A 15,565-nucleotide genomic window follows, 5' to 3' on the forward strand; every position below is an offset into this window, starting at 1 on the left:
GTGGTAGAGGGGCGCTGTGACCATGACCGATACCCCTGTCCGAGCTATGGCCGATGACGGCCTGACTGCGCTGCTTCGGCGCACCCCTCCTGCCAATCCGGAGGCAGAGCGCGCCCTGCTGGGTGCGTTACTGACCAATAACAAGGCCTATGAGCGCGTCTCGGATTTCCTTGAAGCGGCCCATTTCGCCGACCCTCTGCATGGGCGGATTTTCGAGGCCATCGCCCGACGCATTGATCGCGGCATGCTGGCCGATCCGATCACCATGCGCGCCGAATTCGAACATTCGGGCCTGCTGGATGAGGTAGGCGGACCGCAATATCTGGGCCAGTTGCTGATGGCGATGGTCGGTATCGTGAACGCCGGTGATTACGGACGCGCCATTCACGATGCCTGGATACGCCGTCAGCTGATCGATATTGGCGAGACGGTCGTCAACAACGCCTATGGGGCGCGTGCCGATCTTGAGGGCGGCGACCAGATCGCGGCGGCGGAAGAAACTCTGTTCAAGCTTGCCACCGACAAGGGGCAGGATGGCGGTTTCGTCACCTTCGAGCGGGCCCTGACCGGCGCATTGCAGGTCGCGGAGCAGGCCTTTCAGCGCACAGGCGATGTGAGTGGCCTGACATCGGGGCTGCGCGATTTTGACAAGAAAACCGGCGGCCTGCACCCGTCGGATCTGCTCATTCTGGCCGGGCGGCCGGCCATGGGCAAAACCGCCCTGGCCACCAAGATCGCGTTCTCGGCTGCACAGGCGCTTCTGCGCGAGGCTGAAGACAAGGGCATCAAGCCGCGGGGCGCTGTCGCCATTTTCTCGCTCGAAATGTCATCGGAACAGCTGGCGACACGTATTCTCTCCGAGCAGTCCGAAGTGTCGGGTGAGAAAATTCGTCGTGGCGATATCGGCCAGCGCGAGTTCGATCGCTTCGTGCGTGTCTCGCGCGAATTGTCGGAACTGCCCCTGCATATTGACGATACTCCAGCCATTTCGCTTTCCGCCATGCGGACACGGTGCCGCCGTCTGGCACGCACCAAGGGGCTCAGCCTTGTGGTGGTTGACTACCTTCAGCTCATGCGCCCTGCCATCGGGACCAAACCCGAGAGCCGCGTGCTCGAAATCTCGATGATTACCCAGGGACTCAAGGCCATCGCCAAGGAACTCTCGGTGCCGGTCATCGCCTTGTCGCAGCTTTCGCGTCAGGTAGAATCGCGAGAAGACAAGCGCCCGATGCTTTCGGATCTGCGCGAATCAGGCTCGATCGAGCAGGACGCCGACGCCGTGATGTTCGTTTATCGCGATGAATATTACCTCCAGCAGCGCATGCCCAAAGACAGCGCTTATGAGAGCATGGACAAATATCAGGTCGCGATGGAGGAATGGCAGCGCAAGATGGCGCTCGTGCATAACAAGGCCGAACTGATTCTGGAAAAACAGCGTCACGGACCAACCGGCACCATCCCGCTGTATTTCGAGGGCGAATTCACACGGTTTGGCGATCTGGATACGGTACACGACGTCTGAGGGAGTACGCAGGACGCGACAGGCGGCCACGCTCCATCAGCGGAGCCCAGCCCCAATTGTATTGGCCGCGTGACCGAACGACCTAACGAGACAGGTCACGGGATGTCTGCCTGAAAAGCGCTTCGTTAGCCCCATCCCCGTCACTACCCGAACTCGCTCGCCTGTCGCCTTAGGCTCTGTCCCGGCAAACGGGCCGCTTTTTACTCGACGGATATCGAGCCCGAATGGAGTGCATTGCGTCAGGGCTCAGGATGCCGGGCGGCACCAAGTCCTCTGCACCAGAACCCGGACGCTTATGGTGCACCGGCGAAGACGAACTGCCACCAGAGAGGCGTTACGTCAGGTCGCAACGCCTTTCGGAGGCGGACACATGATCCCCTAACCCAGATAGAGCGAACCCAGCAAAGGCTCGCGGGGCACTCGAACCCCGTACTGTCAAAGAAGCCGTCTGCCTTGACCGAAAGCAGCTGCTCGCCCTCTCAATACGAGGCCCGCATTTTCGCCCCTATGTGACGCAAGCACCCCGTCATGCGAGCGCCCGTCAGACAAGGCCAGTTTCAGAAATCTGCTGTGAACGGGTTCGGGCCGGTGCGCCCATCCTCCCGGTCGAGAGTGGCGATGCGGCTGATATCGTCCTCATCGAGGCAGAAATCGAACACGTCGAAATTCTCATCAATGCGCTTCTGATGCGCTGATTTGGGAATGACGACATTGCCCTGATCGAGATGCCAGCGGATCGTCACCTGACCCGGCGTCTTGCCGTGCTTCTTCGCAATGCTGGTGATGATCTCGCCATCCAGCCCCGTACCGCGCCCCAGCGGGCTCCAGGCCTCGGTGCGGATATCGAGCGACTCATTGAAAGCACGCAGTTTCTTCTGCTGGAAAGCCGGGTGCAGTTCGATCTGGTTGAGCACGGGCTTGACCCCGGTTTCCTCGATCAGACGCGTCAGATGTTCAGGCTCGAAATTGCAGACACCAATCGACCGGATACGCCCCTGCTTCTTGAGTTCGATGAGCGCTTTCCAGCTCTCGACGTACAGATCCTTCTTCGGCATGGGCCAGTGGATCAGATAGAGGTCGACCACATCGCGACGCAGCTTTTTCGCGCTGGCATCAAAAGCACGCAGGGCGGCATCGTAACCCATGTCGCTGGCCCAGAGCTTGGTCGAGACATACAGATCCGGATAATCCTGCAGCGCATCGCCAACGCCGCTCTCATTGCCGTAAAACGCCGCCGTATCGACCATGCGGTACCCTGCCTTGGCGGCATAGCGCACGATTTCAGCTGTTTCGTCAGCCGGGGTCTTGTAAACACCAAGGCCGAATTGCGGGATGCGTGCCCCGTCATTGAGTTGCAGATGGACCTGTTCTTCATCGGCACGTGGTGTGGCGGTGGCGAGGTCAGGGGTAAATTCGCTGCGAGACATTCATGGCTCCTGTCATTCCCGAAAAGACGGTTCTTGCCCAATCTAGCGGATTGCGACGCTCTGGGTTGCAGGCCCGCCCGTCTTCCTGGCCATCGAGATGGTCATCACTGCGTGAGCCATACCTCCTGTCGCCAGCGCGCAAGGCCCTGCGGCCCGAGGGCTGACGGCCAGTATCCCGGACAAAAACCTTGCGCCCGCCCGGTTCTTGACTGAGCAAGATTGTGCTACAGGAATGTCGTGATGAATGCCGTATCCGAACCCGCCTCCGAATCCCGTGACAATGCCCAGCACGCGCCTCTGAACGATGCGCCGCTCGTTCTGGCACTGCCAAAGGGGCGTATCCTCAAGGCGCTGGGCCCCGTGCTTGAACGCACAGGGCTTTTTCAGGATGGCAGCGCCATTGGCGAAGGAACACGCAGCCTGCGTTTTCCAACGCTCGACCCCAAGGTCGATGTGGTGCGCGTGCGCTCTTTCGATGTCGCGACTTTTGTGGCGCATGGTGGCGCGCAGATCGGCGTTTGCGGTGCCGATGTGCTGATGGAATTCGACTATCCGGATATCTATGCGCCGCTCGATCTCGGCATCGGCGGCTGCCGCATTTCCATCGCCCGCCCGGTCGGGATGGCCGGTCAGAACGGCGATCATGACAAGACCGCAGCCAGTTCGCATCTGCGCGTTGCGACCAAATATCCGACCATCACGCGGCGTCATTTCGCGGCCAAAGGCATCAATGCCGAAATCGTGCATCTGCACGGCGCCATGGAACTCGCCCCCACACTCGACATGGCCAGCGTGATTGTCGATCTGGTGGATACCGGCTCGACCCTCAAGGCCAATGGCCTGCGCGAGACTGATGTCATCGCGCATGTCACGAGCCGCCTCATCGTCAATCGCGTTGCCCTGAAAACCCGACCCGACGCCATTCGTGCCCTGATCGAACGCTTTCGCGACGCCCTTCAGGAGAAAACAGCATGAAATGGCTGCAAAGCACCGATACGGATTTCGAATCCCGTCTCGCAACGCTGCTCTCTGACCGGAGCGCAGTTGAAACCAGTGTGAGCACGCCGGTGCGCGATATCATCGCCACCATTCGTGAGCAGGGTGACACGGCTCTGTGCGACTACACGGCGCGTTTCGACCGGTTGAGCCTCGCCCCGGAAGGGCTGGCCATCACCGCAGACGAAATTGCACGTGAGGCCGACAAGGTCGATGCCGATCTGATGGAAGCGCTCAATCTCGCTGCCTCACGCATCGAATCCTTTCATCGGGCACAGATGCCTTCGAACCTCGCCTATCAGGATGAGGCCGGGCTGACCCTGGGCATGCGCTGGACGCCGCTCGATGCCGTTGGGCTCTATGTGCCGGGTGGCAAGGCCGCATATCCGTCCTCTGTGCTCATGAACGCCCTGCCAGCCCGTGTGGCAGGCGTTGGCCGCATCGCCATGTGTGTGCCCTGCCCCGATGGCGTACTGAACCCGCTCGTTCTGGCGGCTGCGCGTGTCTGCGGCGTGAGCGAGATCTATCGGGTTGGCGGTGCGCAGGCTGTGGCCGCGCTCGCCTATGGCACGAACAGCATTCGCCCTGTCGATCGCATTGTCGGTCCGGGCAATGCCTATGTCGCCGAGGCCAAGCGTCAGGTGTTCGGTCACGTAGGGATCGACTCGATTGCCGGTCCGTCCGAAGTCGTGATTGTGGCCGATAACCGCAACAACCCGCGCTTCGTGGCGCTCGATCTGCTGGCCCAGGCAGAACATGACGAACTGGCCCAGGCTGTACTCATCACAGACGATGCCGGCTTTGCCCGATCTGTGGTGGAGGCCGTGGAGACCGAACTCAAGACCCTCCCCCGTGCTGCCATTGCCGGGAAGTCCTGGGCCGATCATGGCGCGGTGGTGATTGTGCGCGACTGGAATGAGGCCGCTGAAATTGCCAACCGCTTTGCCTCTGAGCATCTCGAAGTCATGCTGGATGATGCCGAGCAGTTCTCCACCCTGATCCGTCATGCCGGTGCCATGTTCCTTGGTCGCAACTGCCCAGAGGCTGTCGGCGATTATGTCGGCGGGCCAAACCACGTTCTGCCCACAAGCCGCACGGCACGTTTTGCCTCGGGCCTGTCGGTGTTTGATTTTCTCAAGCGCACCACCACGATCTCAGCCGGGGCCGATGGTCTGCGCGCTGTCGGTCCTGCAGGCGTCAGGCTGGCCAAAGCCGAGGGGCTTGATGCCCATGCGCTGAGCCTGTCGGCACGACTCGACGCTCTGGGCTAAAATCTGCCGACGGCACCGCCCCCGATCATGGAGGCTGTTCCTGCCATTCGTTACGGCAGGGCAAAAAGTCCTTAACCCGGGGTGACGAGGCTAGCGCGCAGAGGCCAAAACGCCTCTTTTCGGGGCCAGAATCACCAAGAAACTTGACGTAACGACGTCGAGCCAGCACATACGCGGCATAATTTCATCCTGCCGGGGATTTTCCGGCCTGTATCAGAGCACAGTTTCAAGGACTCAGATGTCAAAAGAAGACATGATCGAATTCAGCGGCACGGTGACCGAGCTGCTGCCAAATGCCATGTTCCGCGTCACACTCGACAACGAGCACACCATTCTGGCCCATACCAGCGGCAAGATGCGCAAGAACCGTATCCGCGTTCTGGCCGGTGACCGCGTCAATGTTGAAATGACCCCCTACGACCTGTCCAAGGGCCGCATCACCTTCCGCTTCAAGTAAGAGCGTTCGCGTGACAGACGGCACAAGGCCGGAGCTGGTTCTCGCCTCTGCATCACCGCGACGGGTGGACCTGCTGCGACAGATCGGGCTGACCCCGGACCGCATCGACGCGGCCGATCTTGACGAATCGCCACGACAGAACGAGACGCCCCGCGCCTGCGTGGCGCGTCTGGCCCGCATGAAGGCAGAACTTGTCGCCACGCGCTGCCAGCAGGAAGCCCTTGTTCTGGCTGCTGACACGCTGGTCGCCGTCGGGCGTCGCATCCTGCCCAAGGCCGAAGACCGCGCAACGGCAGAACGCTGCCTTCGCCTGCTTTCCGGTCGTCGTCATACAGTCCTGACTGCCGTCTGCGTGCTACCTGCCGGTGGCTGGGCTGCCGGACGTGTGGTCGAACGTCTGGTCGAGACCGATGTGACGTTCTCCCGCCTGACAGAGGCGCAGATAGCGGCGCTGCTCGATCAGGGAGACTGGCAGGGCAAGGCTGGCGGCTATGCGCTTCAGGGTGCCGCAGCCTCTGTCATACGCTATGTGGGCGGTAGTCCCTCAGCCGTGATTGGCCTCCCCCTTTTCGAGACGGCCCAGATGCTGCGCGGCCAGCCCTGTCGCTTCATCGCATGATGGAATGTCGCATCGCCTGGTCACCGGGCGAGGCACGCATTGCCGTTTGCGATGAGGATAGATTTGTCGATTTTGCCCTGTGGCGACCGGGCATGCCCGATGGCTATGGGGACATCCACGCCGTACGCGTGCAAAAATCCGCGCCCGCCCTGGGCGGCGCTTTCGTGCTCCTTGGTGATAACAGCTCCGGCTTTCTCACCGGCACCCATGCCGAAGGAACTCTGGTCGCCGCACGCGTGACGCGCAGTGCCCAGAATGGCAAGGGGCTACGCCTCAAGCCCGTCGGCCACACACTCACGGCGACTGACCACCCCGGCCTTGTCGCACGAGGCCCCTCACCGCTTGAGGACATCGCAGCGCGTTACCCGGACGCCGCATTGCTGTGTGACTCCCCAACCCTCATGGCCCTGATCCCTGCTGCCCTCAGGCCACGCATCACCCGTGTCAGCCGCACCTTCGACGCTGTGCTCGATGCTGAATGCGATGACCTGATGACGTCGCAGGCAGCATTGCCTCATGGCATCAGGGCGAGCTTCAGCCCAACCCCGGCACTGACCGCCATCGATCTGGATGACCCCCATCCCGACCAGCGTCGACAGATGGACGGATTCACGGCCAATCGTCACGCCTTCGCGGCTTTGGCGCAGCAAATACGCATGCGCAATCTCAGCGGGGCGATCCTGATTGATCCGGCGGGAGTCCCCCTGCGCAAGCGTCCGGCGCTGGGCAGGTTTCTGGCCGAGGCGCTCGAAGGCGATCCGATGCAACCGCGCATGCTGGGCGCGACTGCGCTGGGTCTGCTGGAGATCGTTCGTACCAGGGGGCGTGCACCCTTGCATGAGTGCCTTTCCAGCCCCGGTGGTCGTGGCCTGCAGGCGCTGAGGCAAATCCTGCGCGACCGGCCAGCCAGGCCGACGGAACTGAGGGCCAACCCAACGCCGGTCCTGCAGGCATCGCTGGCTGTCACACGCGCATTGGAGGCGGACAATCAGGCCGTGGCACAGTTCTCGCTTGAATGGGGGGCACCGCTCACCCTGCACATGATGCCTGATTACCCTGACAGCTACTGGAGTTTTACCCCATGAGCCTGTGTCCCATCTGCCAGAAACCGACGCTCCACGCTTACAGGCCATTTTGCAGCAAACGCTGTGCCGATGTGGATCTGGGGCGCTGGTTCAATGAAAGCTACAGCGTTCCGGCCATGGATGAGGATGAAGCCGAAAAAAACGGCTTTCCCCCGCTTGATCACCGTGACGGCTTGGAGTAAACCCCCTCTCACACCGTCAGGTGACGGTGCCCAAGTAGCTCAGTTGGTAGAGCATGCGACTGAAAATCGCAGTGTCACTGGTTCGATCCCGGTCTTGGGCACCATTTTTCCAAAAAATTTGCCTGTATCTCGCTTGAGCGAATAGCGCAGATTATTCCGGTTGTGCCTGTGCCAGCCGAACAGCTCCATGAAAACGCGCCAAAGCCCTGCTTGTCCAAGCCTTCCCGGTCGGCAAAGTCTGCAGCAAGCGACGTTACCGTCTCCTGCGATGAGCTGAGGCGTTTCCAGCCTGGCATGCCGTCGATATCAGCCTGCCACGTTCAAAACCTGATTTCCCACCCCGTCACCGGTGGCGCAGATCTGCCTCGATACTTCCATAAGCCTCAAAGCTCTGATTCTTCGCAAAAATCAGTCAATTTGAACAATTCGATATCATGCAGGTAATGTTTCTGAAGGAATAATGCATGATTTGTCATATAAATATCGAGAAAACAAAGTTTTTCATCTCGCTCAGTTGTCTGGCAATTTCAATTCAGACCGAATAGGTAGTTCAGTCAAGAATTTGTGGAGCTCGACCCTGGCTATGAAGCGTCTCGTTATTGATCTCGACGACACCCTCACCATCAGCAACCCTGATCTGTCATATAGCGAGAAGGAACCGAACCTTCCGCTTATTGCCAAGCTGCGCGAATACAAGGCGCAAGGGTTTGAAATCCTGATCCAGACAGCGCGCAATATGCGCACCTATCAGGGTGCTGTTGGCAAGATCAACGCGAATACACTTCCCGTCATTCTGGAATGGCTGAAGAAACACGACGTCCCCTATGACGAGATCTATGTCGGCAAGCCGTGGTGCGGCACCGAAGGATTCTATGTCGATGACCGTGCCATTCGCCCCCGGGAATTCGTCACGCTCTCGCTCGCTGAAATCAATGCATTGATCGAATCAGGCAAATGAATCCGTCTTCCTCTATCGCCCTGATCATGTCCGGGGCCTATGTCACGCAGGAACTTGTTGCAGAGTTCGGGCAGCTGCCACCATCCTTTCTGCCGCTTGGCGTAGGACGTCTCTATGACATTCAGGCGGACAGCCTGAAGGCGCAGGATCTCAATATCAGCCATATCTATCTGGCTGTTCCCGAGAGCTATGAAGTTCCGGCCTATGATCTGCACCGGCTGGAACAGAAGGGGGTATCGTTGCTCCCCCTGCCTGACGGCATGTCCCTGGGTGAAGCTGTTGTCTATGCGATCAACGTTCTGAATGCCTATTCGGTCGGCATCCAGATCCTTCACGGCGACACGGTGCTCGGCACGATTCCAACCGGCCTCAATGTTGTCGCAAGCCACCGGGAGGGTGATGACTACTCCTGGGCGGTGATCAATCACGATGACGGCGCGATCAGCAGCCTCGAGACGATCGAGGCCACCAGCGAGGAAGACCTCGAGCGCCCGATTGCGTGCGGGTTCTTCTCGTTTTCGAACGGAGTCGAACTTGTACGTGCCATCAGCCAGGCGCGTGGCAATTTCATCACGGGCCTCAATCTCTATATCAAGCGCCGCCCTCTGACCCTCAAGCAGGTCGATGGCTGGTATGATTTTGGCCATATCCAGACCTATTTCCGGTCGCGCCGCCTCGTTACCACCGCCCGCGCCTTCAATTCGCTGCAAATCACGCAAAGCACGGTTCGCAAGCTCTCTGAAGACCGCTTCAAGATGAAGGGCGAGGCCAACTGGTTCGAGTCCATCCCCGCAGCGGTGCAGCCCTATGCGGCCCGTCTGCTTGACAAGGGCGAGAATGACAGCCAGGCATTCTACACCACGGAATACCAGTACGCGCCCAACCTCTCCGAGCTCTACGTGTTTTCCTCCATCGGCCGCGTCACCTGGAAGAAGATCCTGACAAGCTGCTCGGAATTCCTTGAGCTCTGCGCCACCACCCACAGCGATGCACCGCGTGAGGCCTATTCGCGTCAGCTCATGGGTGGCAAGACTGTCGAACGCCTTGAGCGCTATGCCAGAGAGACAGGGTTCGATGTCACGCGCCCGCTGACATTCAAGGGTCGTGCCATGCCGTCGCTCATGACCATTGCCCAGGAGATCGAGGCCCTCATCACGCATGACCCGTCGGCGCGCGCAACGCTGATGCATGGTGATTTCTGCTTCAGCAATATTCTCTATAATTCGCGCAACAGCCGTATTTCGGCCATCGATCCGCGTGGTTACGTGTTTGCGGACAAGCTCGAAATCTGGGGCGATTTCCGCTATGACATCGCGAAATTCTCCCATTCCGTCGATGGGCTTTATGATTTCATTCTGGCGGGTCGTTACACCCTGACGCAGCAATCAGAGTACGATTTCAATCTGGAGTTCGATGCCTCGCCCCAGCGCGACTGGCTGCAGAAATCCTTCGCCGAAATGAAGATTGCAGGTCTGTCTACGGCAAGCCGGGAAACGCGCGCCATCATGACATCGCTTTTCGTTTCCATGTTGCCGCTCCATTCCGACCGGCCGGACAGGCAAAAGGCATTCATCGCCAATGCCCTTCGTCTGTATTCCACGCTCGAAGGACTTGCGTGATGATCGTCATCCCCATGGCTGGCCTCTCCAGCCGCTTCACCAAAGCCGGCTATCCGGTGCCCAAATACATGCTTCCCCTGCATGGCAAGAGCGTGTTCGCCCATTCGATCGAGAGCTTTTCAGCCTATTTCGAAAGCCATCCTTTCGTGTTCATCGCCCGTACGGTGGCCGACACGGAAGCCTTCATCCGTCGCGAAATCGAGGCGCTTGGCATTCGTGATGCACGCGTTGTCATTCTCGACCATGAAACTGCAGGCCAGGCCGAGACGGTGGAATTTGGCGTCAAGCAGGCTGGCATGTCTGCCGAGTCGCCATTGACCATTTTCAATATCGACACCTTCCGCCCCAATTTCCGCTTTCCCCAAGGGGCATGGTTCGGGAAGTCGGATGGCTATCTCGAAGTGTTCCGTGGGTCGGGTGCCAACTGGTCCTATGTCGGCGCAGCGGAAAACAGCGATGAGCCGCTGGCCATTCGCACAACCGAAAAACAGCCGATTTCCGATCTGTGCTGTGACGGACTCTACCATTTCGCCCGCAGCGGTGACTTCCTGAAGGCACTCGAACAGGAGCGTCTCACCCCGTCATCTCCTGAGCTTTACGTGGCACCGCTTTATAACCACCTGATCAGGGACGGGATGAAAATCCATTATGAAGTGATCCCGCCTGAGGCGATCACCTTCTGTGGGGTCCCTGCCGAGTACGAGGCCCTTCTGGCCGAGGCCGGATAACAGGCTGTCGCGTTGCCTTCTGCTCCAAAAAGGGCAGAAGGCAACGCCTCTGGTCAGGCGAGCAACCCGCCATCGACCGCCAGAGACGATCCGGTGATGTAGCTCGAACGCTCATTGACCAGAAATGACACGACATGAGCGATATCCTCGATCGCGCCATAGGCTCCGGTCGCCACGAAGCGGGCCAGGATTTTCGCCGCCTCGGTGTCTGACGGGTTCATAGCTGTATTCACCGGCCCCGGTTCCACCACATTGATCGTGATCCCCCGATCACCCAGATCGCGCGCCACACCCTGGGCAAAACCGCGCAGGGCGGCCTTGGTGCCGGAATAGAGCGACAGACCCGGCAGCGGCGCACGACCGCCAAAAGCCGATCCCATCAACACGATACGACCGCCGGGCTGCATATGACGCACCGCGCACATGGTTTCGATCATCGGGCCACGGACATTGAGGTTGAGCACCTTCTCGATATCGCCGGTCATGATCTCGTCAATCGTCCCTTTGGGGTACATGCCTGCATTGCACACCAGCACATCCAGGCGGCCGAAAACACGCACAGCTTCAGCCACGACTTTTTCATTGCCAGCAACGGTGCTGCCATCGGCCTGAATAGCCAGCGCCCTGCGACCCAGTGCCTCAACCTGCCTGATTGTCTCCTGCGCCCCGGCCGCTTCGCCGGGATAGGAAAAGGCGATGTCATAGCCTTCTCTGGCAAGCTGGCAGGCAATTCCGGCACCAATTCCACGGCTTGCGCCTGTCACCAAAGCAAGTTTTGCCGTCATTGATCAGTTCTCCCATTTTGAAAAAAGGCCAGATAGACATTCAGGCCGACATATCTGAGGGCGTCCGCAACGAAGATGAGATCCATCATCTTTCAGGCCTGAAGCAATCGGCAGGAGCGTTCGAGCGTCCTGTAATGCTGGCACAGGTCACGCAGAATAAGGCGTTTCTGCCCAGCCGAGAGACAGATCCTGCGTCGCTCGAGCTTTCTGATCTGCTCCCGCCAGACACGATATAATTGCCTCATCTGCTGTGACTGGGCGCGGGTGGTCATGAGCCCCTTTGCGGATGACATGGCGTGATCTGGCATGGCAGGCTCCTGATGCAGTGAAACTCCCGTCCTTGCGGAACAGGCAGACCATGCGCGTCCACACCGCAGAACCGTTATCTCTCGAATCCGCAAAACTTGCCTTATCGTCTCGCAGTCTCATACTGACGTGATGAGTCAACAAGCTGACGCAACCATGCTGGGCGACGTGCAGTCCCTCGTGCGAGCCCATTGCCCGCGCAAAAGCACCCGCACGGCTGTCGATTTCCTGACGTTGTATCGCTCGGAAACCACGACCGACCCGCTGCTGGTCGTCTATGAGCCGCGCCTGTACATCATCATTCAGGGGGCGAAGAGGATCAGGATTCACAAGAGCAGCTTCGACTACGACCAGAACCATTATCTCGTTGCGACGGTGGATCTTCCTCTTTCAGGGCACATCACACGCGCTACGCCCGAGGCGCCTTATCTCGCTGCCTGTATCGCCTTCACGCCTGAGGAAATCGCCAATGTGATTGCCGAAACACGGGCTGACCCGGGCCTCAGATCCCCCCTGCATACCAGTCTTGGCCTGAGTGCCGTGACCCCCGATCTGCTCGACGCCCTGCGCCGTCTGCTCATCACCCTCGGCAATGATGACGACCGGGCCTTTCTGGCGCCCATGCTCAAGCGGGAAATCATCTATCGTGCCCTGCAGGGTGATCAACGCCACGTTCTGCACGAGATTGCCGACCAGAAAAGCGATGCATCACGCATCAACCGGGCGCTCGCCCATATGCGCGCCCATTTCATGGAAGAGACCGATGCCTCGACCCTTCCCGGTCTTGCAGGGATGGGGCGATCAACGTTCTATCGCAAGCTTCAGGAGGTCACGGGGCTATCGCCCGTGCAATATCGCAAGCGCCTGCGCCTTCAGGAAGCACGACGCCTGATGCTGTATGAAAACCGCCTTGCCGCCGATGCCGGTTTTGCTGTGGGTTATGAAAGCCCCTCGCAGTTCACCCGCGAATACAGGTCGATTTTCGGTATGCCACCCCATCAGGATGTGTCGCGCATACGCGCCATCGGCATCGAGCGATATCGGGAGCTGAATGAGGCTGTCTGGGTGTGATCCGCTTGCGGGCTTGCCGTTATCGGCTCAGCCCCTAGAATCGGAAAGATCGCGCAGGGGCCCTGACAAGTCCCACGGCGCGACACGAGAACAGCCAAGGTGTCTCATGAGAATTCTTCCCCTGCTCGCTGCCATGCTGCTGCTGGCTTGCTGCACCCATCCCCACCCACCAGAGGACGACACCCGCGCCGGGCTCCTGCGTCCAGTAACAGGGACGGGTACCGGGTCAGGCGGTACATCCGTCAGCATGAAGGGACCATCCGGCCATGGTCCGCATGGTCACATGTATATGGGCTCGGGCTTTGGCGCCTCCACGCCCTAACGCATGGATGACCGGGGCTGGCGATCCTATTTGAGAACGTCCAGCACCTCGGAAACAGTCAGGATCTGCGGCAGGATCACGCCCTCCTTTTGGGGGGCATAATAGACATAGAGCGGCACGCCATCGCGCTCATGCGCACGAAGATAGGCGCTGATGGTCTCGTCACGATTGGTCCAGTCCCCCTTCATGTATGTCACGCCCCGCGCAGCGAAGGCCTTCTGCACGGGCGCTGCCTGCAGGGCAACGCGCTCATTGACCATGCAGGTGATGCACCACGCCGCCGTCATGTCGATAAAGACAGGCTTGCCAGCATCGCGCAGCGAGGCGAGCCGATCGGGTGAATAGGCCACGACGCCATTTTCACTATGGGCGACAAAGCTGGGCGAAGCTGCCTCGCTATCGGCAACGCGCACAAGACTGGCCCCTGCCAGAAGCACGACAATAACGGCCACAGCCCGACCGATAACGACCCAAGGGGTTGCGCCCCTGATCATCGCCTCGCGTTGCGTCAGGCCGAACAGCCAGGCTGCCAGCCCCAGCGCAACCGCGCCGCCCAGCCCGACTGGCAGGATCATGGCGCCACGCTGCACACAGGCAACCCAGAAAAGCCAGACTGCCGTTCCCAGAAGCGGGAAGGCAAGAACCTGCTTGAGAATGGCCATCCAGGCACCGGGCTTTGGCATATGCCGGGCCAGGAACGGAATGGTGGCAATCGCGACATAAGGCGATGCCAGACCGAACCCCATGGCGAGGAACAGCATGAGTCCTGCCCATGCCGGTCCACCCAGAGCCGCCGCAATGGCAGCCCCCATGAACGGCGCCGTGCAGGGCGTGGCCACGACCACAGCCAGCAGCCCCGTCAGCATGTCGCCCCATATGCCGTGGCGTGGCGTGACATCCTGACCGAGACGTCCTGCCGTTACCTCGAAAACACCCAGCAGATTCAGGGCCATCATGACAAGCAGCCAGGCCACACCGAGCACGAAAACGGGCGACTGGAACTGAAAGCCCCACCCCGCCGCCGAGCCCACGCTGCGCAGCACGATCATGGCGACACCCAGCGTGGCAAAACTGCCCATCACGCCGGTCATATATGCAAGCGCACTGCTGATCTGCTCATGGCGATGCGACCCGCCCAGACGGGCAAGCGAGAACGCCTTCATGGCCAGAACCGGGAATACGCACGGCATCAGATTGAGAATCAGCCCACCCAGAAAGGCAAAGATCACCAGTTGCCAAAGCGCCGTATGCGAGGGAGCCGCCGCAGACGAGGCCACTCCCGCGACGGGAAGAGACACGCCCGCACCCGCACGTTGTCCGGCCGCCTCCGTACCGGGGCTGGTGCTGACCCATAAAGCGGTCTGCTGCCCCGCCTGATCCTGAAGCACCACGATACCATCAAGCGTCGCGGGTTTATGCGCTGCATCGATCCAGTGAAGGCCAAGCGACACCTTGCCCTGACTGACTTCCAGCTTCTGCGGGGCAACCTGATCGATCACGCCGGTTACGGAGGGCATGAACCAGGCCCGGCTGACGCTCTCACCCGACAGCCCCTGACCACTCAGGGTCAGCGTGGCGTCTGATGTCGTTGTCGCGGCAAAAGGTGACGGCATGGGGTTTGCCTGCGCCGCCTTGACGAATAGCGGCCCCTCGGCGGCACTGTTGGGCGCCGCATTGCCTGAAGGCAGGGTCAGGCTGAAGTCACCCGATTCAGGCACGCAGGTTGCTGCGCATACCAGCCATTCCGCATGGGCCTTGAGTGTCACCTCACCCGCCTTGCCCTCCAGTTTCAGGGTCTGGGGCAAAAGCACGTCACCCGTATAGGCGTAGGACATCAGCCCCCCTTCGCTGATGCGTACAGGGGTGGGAAAGCTGATCGACTCGCTCTGGCCGGTCATGGCTCCGCTGGCCGTGGTTTTCAGCGTCGGGGGTTCGCCCGCATCACCGGCATTGAGCCAGTAGGTATGCCATCCCGGCTTGAGCTGAAGACGCAGCCCGACATGCAGATCCCCCCCGGCCGTGACGCTGTCGCGGTCAGTCACCAGGGTGGCGGTGTCATGGGCCGAGGTGACGGGGGCACTCTCGGCGGCAAAGGCAGGAGCAGAACCGAAAGCGAGCAGGGTGAGGACAACAGGAGACAGCTTGCGCAGCATGAGACCAATCGCTGTGAAGGAAGAGAATTGCCGACCGCCCCGCGGACGCGCCATAGAAGTCATT

The 15,565-nt window shown here is 60.1% G+C and carries 16 protein-coding genes and 1 tRNA gene; 13 read left to right on the forward strand and 4 right to left on the reverse strand.

Annotated features, from left to right (window positions below; genetic code table 11):
- The first annotated feature begins 22 nt into the window (after window positions 1-22).
- Window positions 23-1,522 (forward strand): replicative DNA helicase, encoded by a 1,500-nt coding sequence (locus F3J08_RS11840; RefSeq protein WP_031241669.1) that lies wholly within the window; start codon window positions 23-25, stop codon window positions 1,520-1,522.
- Window positions 1,523-2,079: 557 nt separating this feature from the next.
- Here the strand turns inward: F3J08_RS11840 and F3J08_RS11845 are convergent.
- Window positions 2,080-2,949 (reverse strand): aldo/keto reductase, encoded by an 870-nt coding sequence (locus F3J08_RS11845; protein WP_166930162.1) that lies wholly within the window; start codon window positions 2,947-2,949, stop codon window positions 2,080-2,082.
- Window positions 2,950-3,189: 240 nt separating this feature from the next.
- Here F3J08_RS11845 and hisG point away from each other — a divergent pair, with 240 nt between their 5' ends.
- The 10 genes from hisG (at window position 3,190) to F3J08_RS11895 (ending at window position 10,864) form a co-directional block, all read left to right on the forward strand.
- Window positions 3,190-3,924: an ATP phosphoribosyltransferase gene (gene hisG, locus F3J08_RS11850; RefSeq protein WP_166930164.1), complete on the forward strand. Its 735-nt coding sequence runs from the start codon at window positions 3,190-3,192 to the stop codon at window positions 3,922-3,924.
- Window positions 3,921-5,216, forward strand: coding sequence for a histidinol dehydrogenase (gene hisD / locus F3J08_RS11855; protein ID WP_166930166.1), 1,296 nt, complete (start codon window positions 3,921-3,923; stop codon window positions 5,214-5,216). The genes hisG and hisD overlap by 4 nt, the downstream gene beginning before the upstream one ends.
- Before the next feature lie 238 nt (window positions 5,217-5,454).
- A complete protein-coding gene (infA, locus tag F3J08_RS11860; RefSeq protein WP_023979930.1) occupies window positions 5,455-5,673 on the forward strand; it encodes a translation initiation factor IF-1 in 219 nt (72 codons plus the stop codon).
- A 10-nt stretch (window positions 5,674-5,683) separates the two neighbouring features.
- A complete protein-coding gene (locus F3J08_RS11865) occupies window positions 5,684-6,292 on the forward strand; it encodes a Maf family protein (protein WP_166930168.1) in 609 nt (202 codons plus the stop codon).
- Window positions 6,289-7,377, forward strand: a complete 1,089-nt coding sequence (locus F3J08_RS11870; protein WP_166930170.1) for a ribonuclease E/G — start codon at window positions 6,289-6,291, stop codon at window positions 7,375-7,377. Before F3J08_RS11865 ends, F3J08_RS11870 begins: the two co-directional genes overlap by 4 nt.
- The gene (locus tag F3J08_RS11875) at window positions 7,374-7,559 is read left to right on the forward strand and encodes a DNA gyrase inhibitor YacG (RefSeq protein ID WP_122040568.1); all 186 of its coding nucleotides are present in this window, start codon (window positions 7,374-7,376) and stop codon (window positions 7,557-7,559) included. Before F3J08_RS11870 ends, F3J08_RS11875 begins: the two co-directional genes overlap by 4 nt.
- A 28-nt stretch (window positions 7,560-7,587) precedes the next feature.
- Window positions 7,588-7,663, forward strand: a tRNA-Phe gene (locus F3J08_RS11880).
- A gap of 479 nt (window positions 7,664-8,142) precedes the next feature.
- The gene (locus tag F3J08_RS11885; protein ID WP_062165498.1) at window positions 8,143-8,517 is read left to right on the forward strand and encodes a capsular biosynthesis protein; all 375 of its coding nucleotides are present in this window, start codon (window positions 8,143-8,145) and stop codon (window positions 8,515-8,517) included.
- Window positions 8,514-10,136 (forward strand): capsular biosynthesis protein, encoded by a 1,623-nt coding sequence (locus tag F3J08_RS11890; RefSeq protein WP_166930172.1) that lies wholly within the window; start codon window positions 8,514-8,516, stop codon window positions 10,134-10,136. The genes F3J08_RS11885 and F3J08_RS11890 overlap by 4 nt, the downstream gene beginning before the upstream one ends.
- On the forward strand, window positions 10,136-10,864 hold the full coding sequence (locus tag F3J08_RS11895) for a glycosyltransferase family 2 protein (RefSeq protein WP_166930173.1): 729 nt from the start codon (window positions 10,136-10,138) through the stop codon (window positions 10,862-10,864). Before F3J08_RS11890 ends, F3J08_RS11895 begins: the two co-directional genes overlap by 1 nt.
- 53 nt (window positions 10,865-10,917) lie before the next feature.
- On the opposite strand, the gene F3J08_RS11900 is transcribed toward F3J08_RS11895, so the two are convergent.
- Entirely contained in the window at window positions 10,918-11,649 is a 732-nt protein-coding gene (locus F3J08_RS11900; RefSeq protein WP_166930174.1) for an SDR family NAD(P)-dependent oxidoreductase, read from the reverse strand.
- A 92-nt stretch (window positions 11,650-11,741) separates the two neighbouring features.
- A complete protein-coding gene (locus tag F3J08_RS11905) occupies window positions 11,742-11,957 on the reverse strand; it encodes a hypothetical protein (RefSeq protein ID WP_166930176.1) in 216 nt (71 codons plus the stop codon).
- Window positions 11,958-12,087: 130 nt separating this feature from the next.
- Here F3J08_RS11905 and F3J08_RS11910 point away from each other — a divergent pair, with 130 nt between their 5' ends.
- Together F3J08_RS11910 and F3J08_RS11915 are read left to right on the forward strand one after the other, a co-directional pair.
- Window positions 12,088-13,026, forward strand: a complete 939-nt coding sequence (locus tag F3J08_RS11910; protein ID WP_240149315.1) for an AraC family transcriptional regulator — start codon at window positions 12,088-12,090, stop codon at window positions 13,024-13,026.
- 106 nt (window positions 13,027-13,132) lie between these two features.
- The gene (locus F3J08_RS11915) at window positions 13,133-13,348 is read left to right on the forward strand and encodes a hypothetical protein (protein WP_146926687.1); all 216 of its coding nucleotides are present in this window, start codon (window positions 13,133-13,135) and stop codon (window positions 13,346-13,348) included.
- Between the two features lie 26 nt (window positions 13,349-13,374).
- Here the strand turns inward: F3J08_RS11915 and F3J08_RS11920 are convergent, their stop codons facing one another.
- Window positions 13,375-15,555 (reverse strand): protein-disulfide reductase DsbD, encoded by a 2,181-nt coding sequence (locus tag F3J08_RS11920; protein ID WP_240149316.1) that lies wholly within the window; start codon window positions 15,553-15,555, stop codon window positions 13,375-13,377.
- Window positions 15,556-15,565: the final 10 nt, after the last annotated feature.

It is taken from the genome of Asaia sp. As-1742 (assembly GCF_011753235.1).
Taxonomy (GTDB): domain Bacteria; phylum Pseudomonadota; class Alphaproteobacteria; order Acetobacterales; family Acetobacteraceae; genus Asaia; species Asaia bogorensis_B.